We start from the raw sequence: 7,758 nt of genomic DNA on the forward strand, positions 1-7,758 counted from the left end.
CCTTCAGCGATATTTTCATAGTTTTTCGTAATAAAAATATTTATTATTTCGGTAAGTTACCACATAAGTCTAGTTTAAATGTTGTTTATCTATAATCAATTTCCCCCATAGAGAAACACCATTTTTATCTAAAGCAGCGAACACTAATGTAGCTTTTTTATTTTCAAAGTCCCAGGATGGGATTACTTTTCCTTTATATTGTACTTTTTCACCATTAGAATTAGGTATTTCAACAACTATATCATCATCCCCCGTTAAATCCCATTTTCCAGATTGCTTTTCACTTTGAATTTCACCACCACTTGCCAGCTTATATTGCTTAGAAGGTATTATATTATTATTGTTTTTATCTTGTACTATTAATTGCCAGTCTCCAGGAATTGCATCTTTTTCAATTTTAGTTTCCTTTTCTCCGCTGTACCTTTCTGGGGAAATCATTGGCCATCCATCTTCTGACCATAATATTTTTCTTACATTTAAATAAAACCAATCTTTATTTTTTTCAGTCCTAACATGATGAATTATATAATAGTTTCCATTGTCATTTAATACAGAATTATGACCTGGTGCCATCCATCCTTCTGCATCACCAAATTTGTATCCGCCTAAGACTTTATTTCCAATTTCATTTGGATTAGCACTTGATATATTAGTCATATCATTGCCGTTGCTATCTAAATAAGGTCCTTCTATATTTTCTGCTCTCCCAACTCTAACATTATAATCTGAAGATAATGAACCATAAGAAACAAATAAATAATACTTCTTTTGTTCCTCATTATATATAACATATGGCCCTTCTACAGCTCCACTTACACTTCCATTTCTTTTTGCAATATTTTTTCCTTTATCATTTGGATTTACTGGCTTTCCAGTATTTTTATCAAGCTTTACAATATATATGCCACTCCAAAATGATCCATACGACATCCACATTTGTCCATCTTTATCAAAGATAATATTAGGATCTAAGGCATTCTTGTCTTCTCCTTGATCAGTTTTTAAGACAAGCCCTTGATCTTCCCACGGACCCTCTATTGATTTACTTTTTAGTAGACCTATATATGATCTATTTTTACCAAAGCTTGATGCACAATAATATAAATAATATTCATCCCCTACTTTAGTAATCTCCGGAGCCCATATACCTTGAGCATAGCTCCATTTTTTAGCTTCTTCTGGAATTCCCGGTAGTGCTTGGCCTACAAATTCCCAATTAATTAAATCTTTAGATTTTCTAACTTGTATTCCTGGAGTTGCAGGACCTCCTACTCTAGCATCTGTTGAAAACACATAATAGGTATCCTTATCTTTATATATAGATGGATCATGAGCGCCTAAAGTTCCCCAATTTTTTTTATCAAGAACTACACTTGGATCCCTCGATTCTTCTAACTTTGGATTCTCCGGAAAAGTAATTTTCGCCAAGCTTTCTTCGCTATTCTTGCTAGCTGAACATCCCATTATTCCAATTAAAGGCAATAATAATACTAATGCTAAAATTCGTTTTTTCATTTTTCACTTCACTCCCATTTAATAAAATAGGATTTAGCATGTGAAGACATATGCTAAACCCTAAAGTCTCTAGATTATAATAAACACAGTAATTCTAAGTTATTATATTTACATAGTGTAATATTCATTAAGCAATATTTTTTTATTTATATAGCTATTTATTCTTACCTAAACGAATCACATTCCACGATACTTTTCCTAAAGCTGAAGTGATAATTCCATCGTTTAACTCACTTCTATCTACAGATTTTGGAGTAACAGCTTCTCCTTTTGCAGAATTTATTATCTTCATATCGTCATGTTCTAGTACAATGTGTTCAATAATTTTAAAATCTCCAAAGCTTTTTACATCACAGGTTAATTCAATGTCCTCTTTTAAGTTACGATTAACTGCAAAGATAGTTACTTCCTCTTTTTCTTCATTATATACTGCTATAGATTCAACATCAGTTACATCTGTAAAATCTATAGTATCATGCTTTGGTGAAGAAAGTACTGGCTGCAGAGCAATTCCCCTACCATATTTTGAAGCATGTAAATATGGATAGTATATAGTTTGCTTCCAAGCTGGCCCATTTTCTTCAGTCATTATAGGCGCTATAACATTAACTAATTGTGCTAAACAAGCCATTTTAACTCTATCAGAATGCTTCATCAAAACTATTAACATCAATCCAACTAATAGAGCATCTTCAAAATTGTACATATCTTCTAAAAGCGCTGGCGCCTTTTGCCATGGACGATTTTTCATTATATCATCGTCCTCTTGATTTGAATGGAACCATACATTCCACTCATCAAAACTTAGATTCATGGTCTTCTTGCTACGTTTTTTAGCTTTAATATAATCACAAGTAGCTGTAACAGTCTTAATGAAATGTTCCATATCAACACTTTGAGCCAAGAAATTAGCAGTATCATTAAATCTATTTCCATAATATTGGTGAAGAGATATAAAGTCTGCCACTTCATAAGTATGGTCTAGAGTTGATGCTTCCCACTCTGGAAATGTTGGCATTGCAGTATTTGAGCTTCCACAGGAAACTAATTCTATATCTGGATCTATTAATTTCATTGCTTTACCTGTTTCTAAAGCTAACCTTCCATATTCTACAGGCGTTTTATGCCCTATCTGCCACGGTCCATCCATTTCATTTCCTAAGCACCAGGTTTTTATCTTATGTGGTTCTTTAACACCGTGTTTTATTCTTAAATCACTATATTTTGTTCCACTAGTATGATTGCAATATTCTAAAAGATTACATGCATCTGCAATTCCTCTTGTTCCAAGATTCACTGCCATCATTACTTCCGAGCCAACAGCATTAGTCCATTTTGAGAATTCATTTAATCCAATTTCGTTGCTTTCAAGACTTCTCCAAGCAAGTTCCAATCTCTTTGGTCTTTCTGCCACTGGTCCTACACTATCTTCCCAAAAGAAATTTGATACAAAATTCCCACCCGGATATCTTATAATTGGAACATCTAATTCCTTAACAAGCTCCATTACATCGGTACGGAATCCGTTTTCATCAGCACATATATGATCCGGCTGATAAATTCCACCATATACAGCTCTTCCTAAATGTTCAATGAAAGAACCATAAATTCTTTTATCTATTTCAGATATTTTAAAATCTTTATCTACTACCATTTTTGCTTTTTTTGCCATTAGAATTCATCTCCTTAAATATTTAGGTTGAACTTTTTACTCTCTAGTAAAAATTTCATTAACCTTTTACTGCTCCAGCTGTCATACCATCAACAAAGTATTTTTGGAAGCACATAAACAATACAAATATTGGTAAAATCGAAAGGAAGGAACCAACGAATAATAAGTTGAAGTTATTTCCATAAGGTGTCATCAATGTATTTAAACCTATTGGTAAAGTGAATTTCGAAGCATCTTTCAATACTAACATCGGCCATAATAGGTTGTTCCAGCTACCCATAGCATTTAAGATTGCCATTGCAGCAAAGGATGGTTTCATTATTGGTAATATTAACCTAAAGAAAATACCATATTCTGATGCTCCATCTATTCTTCCAGCTTCAACAAGATCTTTTGGTATTCCAGCTAAATACTGTCTAAAGAAGAATATAGTTCCCGCCTTTGCTATATCCGGCAAAATAATCCCTGCGTAACTATTTGTTAAATGCATAGTACTTACTTGACTATAAAGAGGTAACATTAAGATTTCAAAAGGTACCATCATAACAAACAGCACACAAATGAATAAGAAATTTTTTCCTTTAAAATCATACATTGCAAAACCATATGCAACAAATGCACTAATAAATAATTGAAGAGCTACTTGTCCTATTGTCAAAAACAAGCTATTAAAAAACCATGTGAAGAAACTATTCTTTTCTGTAAATAAAATCGTATAGTTTTTAAGAGACATTTTAGCAATATTGATTGATGCATCCATACCATTTGCAACCACTATCGCACCATCTTTAAAAGTTGAAATGAAAAGTGTATAAAAAGGAATAACTAGTATTACCGCTATTACAGCAAATAATGCAAATATCATCACTTTAGTAGGTATATTTTTTCCTTGTCCTGCTATATTTTGCGTATTTTTTTTAGCGCCTTTTCTGCTATTTAAACTCATATTACTTTGCATACTAATCCTCCTTCTTAAATGTTCCATTTAACTTTAATTGTACTAAGTTAATAGCCATTCCTATAACAAATAATACTAAACCTACAGCCGATGCATAACCCATTGCATTTTTTTCAATACCCTGTCTATATAAATATCCTACAATTGTAAGACCTATATTATTCGGAGAGTTATTACCATTAAACACCATATAGCTTTCTATAAACATTGCAAGGCCTGCATATATGGATATAGTAAGTACATAAATAGTTGTTGGTTTAAGTTGAGGGACTGTAACATATATAAACTTTTGCCATGTACTTGCTCCATCAATATCTGCTGACTCATATAATTCTGCTGGGATATTTTTTAATCCAGATAAGAAATATAACATGTTAACGCCAGTCCATCTCCAACATGCTAAAACTAATAATACAATAAAGCCTGTAGTTCCATTTTTAAGCCATTTATACGGTTCCATTCCGAATAATGCAACAAATTGATTCATTAATGAAGTAGCTTGCTCACCAAAGCTAAATCTAAAAACTATACCAGCCACGGCAACAGATGTTAAGGCCGGTAAGTACAATGATGCCTTAAAAAACTCTCTGCCAACCATCAATTTACTATTTATTATACATGCAAGTAACATTGGAATTGGAATAAGTAATATTAATGTCCACACCATATACTTGACACTATTCCATAATGCAATTAAAAAAACCTTATCTCCTAATAATTTCGAATAATTTTCTAGTCCAACAAATTTTCTTGAACCTGGTAATACATTTTGAAAACTCATTATTATTGTATTTATCATTGGAGAAATAAAAAATACTAAAAATACAAGAATAAATGGCAATATAAATACATATGGTGCTGCTTTTTTATTATATATAAATCCCTTAAACATTGCTTAACTTCCTCCTATTACACACTTAAATAGTACAGAGAAGCCATTTTCTAGCTTTCATTTTTATAAAACAGCTTCTCTGTATAAATTCTCTGATTATTTTAATTCATTTTCTACTTGTTGTTGTGCTTCATCTAATGCTTGTTTTATATCTTTCTTGTCTTCAAATATACTATTTAAAGTAACTGTACATAAAACATTGTTTATATTAGGCATAGCTTCATTTGATTTGATTAATGAAATTTCATTCTTAATTTCATTTAATGTATCAAAAGGATTAGTCTTGAAGTATTTTATAAATTTGTTGTCTTTGTTTTGAGTAAGTTCTTTATTGTTCCATAAATCTGTGTTTATTGGATCAAATCCTAAGTCATCCCATATAGCTTTTTCTCCATCTTCAGAAAGTTTCGCATATGCTATAAATTCTTTAAGGTTTTGCTTGTTTTTAGCAGTTTTAGTTACAACTGTACCTGTACCGCCTAGACCTACAGAACGTGGTTGACCTTTTTCAAATACTGGTGCTGGAGCAATTGCCCATTTACCTGCTTGATCAGGCATATATTGTAAGAATCTTGACATATACCACATAGCTTTAATTACAACTGCATAGTCTCCATTGTTAATTGCGCCTTCAGCATCTGTTGTATCAGGTTGTCCACCAGGAATAGTTGCAATAGCATGAGCGTCTTGCATATCTCTTAAAGTAGTAAGTGCTTTAACCATTTGAGGGCTGTTTAATTGTGGCTTACCATTAGCATCTGTATAATCAGATTTCTGTTCTGCTAACATAAGACTTGTTTGCCATGTAGCACTTGTATCAGCTGTACCGAAGTTTTTACCAGTTGCAGCGTAATATTTTTCTCCTGCTTTTTTGAAATCATCCCAAGTTACTATAGTTTTATAATCAATACCAGCTTTTGCCAAAAGTTCAGTGTTATAGTATGCTACAGTTGCACCAACATGATAATCAAATCCATACACATGATTATCCTTGCTATAAAGGGCAACACGCGATTGAACTACCTTGTCTTTATAAGGAGCATACACATCATCAAGTGGTTCTAATTGAGGCTCTCCTTTTAAGAAGTTAGGGAATTTACCTAATTCTATGTCACACGCATCTGGCGCACCTTGTCCGGACAAGAGTGCAGATTGTAATTTATTATGCATATCGTCGTAAGGAAGAACTGTAAATTTAATGTTAAGTTTCTTATCAGGATTCTTTTCATTCCACTTATCTAGCATCTTTTGGAAGAATTGAGCATGCATATCAACAAATGTCCACATTTCTAATTGATCATCTGAAGATGATGCAGTTGATGAACCCTTTCCATCACTAGTTGTAGTACTATTACTACCGCAACCAATTAACATTGTAGCTGCAAGTGATGTTGTTACAACAGCAGCTGCAAGCTTTTTTAGTATTTTTACACTTTTCATATTATTTACCTCCCATTTTTTAAATGAAATTAATATATTGCGAACATTATTCTTATGTTTTATTAAAATCATTTACTTTAAAGAATAATGACCAAAACAAATTGAAAAACTTTTATAAGACCACTTATACGTTTACTAAGCATAAACACTAATACGGATTTAAATACTATATAATAGCAGCTTTATTTTATATTATACTAAAATATATGTTTCTTCTATAAATCTCGATTTATTTCTATAAAATAGTATCAAACAGGCATTTTTGTAAAATTATATAAATTCTTATGACAGTAACCCTTTTCATTTAAGCAATTTTATATATGTTGCTTGTCCTCATACTTTTATTATATACTTATCCACCTTAATGTCAACACTTTTATATTATATATTTATTAATTATTTTAAATATTACTAAAATATAATTAATTTCTTACTTATAATCAGCCTTGAAGTTATATATTTCAGGTGATATACTATGTTTAAACGTTTATAATTTAAACTTTTATTAAATAATATAATACTATAAAAACCTTTTATTTCTTAAGGAGATTGATTAATATGAAAATATTTGTACCTAATTTTGATCGCGAAGGTCCAGGCGTAGACAAAAATGAGCCTGTGAAGGAAGGCATTTCTTTATTTCTCTATATATTATGCACTAAGTTTTGGGACATAATTAAACTTAATATGCTTTTTATTCTATATTCTATTCCTATAATTACTATTGGCCCTGCTTTTGGTGCAATGACCTCTATTACTATGTCTATGGTTCAAAATAAGCATATCTTTATTTTTTCTGATTTCCATGAAGCATTTAAGGTTAATTGGAAACAATCATTAATTTCTGGGGTTATAAGTATTATATTTTTTATATTATTAAGTACTTCTATATTATTTTATTTTAAATTATCTCAAAATAATCCTAAATTTTATATTATTCTATTCACCTGTATTTTTATTATGATACTATTTTCATTTGCTTGGTTATATGTTTATCCTTTACTTACTACTGTATCTCTTTCATTGAAAGATATATTTAAAAATTCACTATTACTAAGCATCGTCTGTTTTAAAAATACATTGATTGGAGCAGTTACTTACGGGATAATACTCGGACTTAATGTTTTCTTTTTTCCTTTAACATTTCCTTTATTCTTATTTCTTACATTTAGCCTTTTATCTTTTATTTCAAGCTTCACAACTTGGGCTGGCATAAAAAAATTTATTATTATAGATAAACAACATGTAAACTAGACTTATGTGGTAACTTACCGAAATAAT

General features: G+C 31.0%; 6 protein-coding genes. 1 reads left to right on the forward strand and 5 read right to left on the reverse strand.

Annotation, left to right across the window (positions count from 1 at the left end; genetic code table 11):
• Positions 1-69: 69 nt before the first annotated feature.
• The 5 genes from COL3_RS26725 to COL3_RS26745 all read right to left on the reverse strand — a co-directional run bounded on the left by COL3_RS26725 (position 70) and on the right by COL3_RS26745 (position 6,477).
• Positions 70-1,515 (reverse strand): arabinan endo-1,5-alpha-L-arabinosidase, encoded by a 1,446-nt coding sequence (locus tag COL3_RS26725; RefSeq protein WP_008422325.1) that lies wholly within the window; start codon positions 1,513-1,515, stop codon positions 70-72.
• Positions 1,516-1,669: 154 nt separating this feature from the next.
• Positions 1,670-3,187 carry an alpha-N-arabinofuranosidase gene (locus COL3_RS26730; RefSeq protein WP_008422326.1) on the reverse strand — a complete coding sequence of 506 codons (1,518 nt, stop codon included), beginning with the start codon at positions 3,185-3,187 and terminating at the stop codon, positions 1,670-1,672.
• 58 nt (positions 3,188-3,245) lie between these two features.
• Entirely contained in the window at positions 3,246-4,145 is a 900-nt protein-coding gene (locus COL3_RS26735; protein WP_008422327.1) for a carbohydrate ABC transporter permease, read from the reverse strand.
• Position 4,146: 1 nt separating this feature from the next.
• Positions 4,147-5,037 (reverse strand): sugar ABC transporter permease, encoded by an 891-nt coding sequence (locus COL3_RS26740; RefSeq protein ID WP_008422329.1) that lies wholly within the window; start codon positions 5,035-5,037, stop codon positions 4,147-4,149.
• Positions 5,038-5,133: 96 nt separating this feature from the next.
• Positions 5,134-6,477, reverse strand: coding sequence for an ABC transporter substrate-binding protein (locus COL3_RS26745; RefSeq protein WP_008422331.1), 1,344 nt, complete (start codon positions 6,475-6,477; stop codon positions 5,134-5,136).
• 558 nt (positions 6,478-7,035) lie between these two features.
• On the opposite strand from COL3_RS26745, the gene COL3_RS26750 reads away from it, so the two are divergent.
• Positions 7,036-7,731, forward strand: coding sequence for a DUF624 domain-containing protein (locus COL3_RS26750; protein WP_008422332.1), 696 nt, complete (start codon positions 7,036-7,038; stop codon positions 7,729-7,731).
• Positions 7,732-7,758: the final 27 nt, after the last annotated feature.

This window comes from Clostridium sp. LS (assembly GCF_002760435.1).
In the GTDB taxonomy this organism is placed as follows: Bacteria; Bacillota; Clostridia; order Clostridiales; family Clostridiaceae; genus Clostridium.

Bases quoted from the DNA above. Each gene is read 5' to 3' on its own strand.
- COL3_RS26725 (WP_008422325.1), bottom strand. From the start codon at position 1,515: ATGAAAAAACGAATTTTAGCATTAGTATTATTATTGCCTTTAATTGGA.
- COL3_RS26730 (WP_008422326.1), bottom strand. From the start codon at position 3,187: ATGGCAAAAAAAGCAAAAATGGTAGTAGATAAAGATTTTAAAATATCT.
- COL3_RS26735 (WP_008422327.1), bottom strand. From the start codon at position 4,145: ATGCAAAGTAATATGAGTTTAAATAGCAGAAAAGGCGCTAAAAAAAAT.
- COL3_RS26740 (WP_008422329.1), bottom strand. From the start codon at position 5,037: ATGTTTAAGGGATTTATATATAATAAAAAAGCAGCACCATATGTATTT.
- COL3_RS26745 (WP_008422331.1), bottom strand. From the start codon at position 6,477: ATGAAAAGTGTAAAAATACTAAAAAAGCTTGCAGCTGCTGTTGTAACA.
- COL3_RS26750 (WP_008422332.1), top strand. From the start codon at position 7,036: ATGAAAATATTTGTACCTAATTTTGATCGCGAAGGTCCAGGCGTAGAC.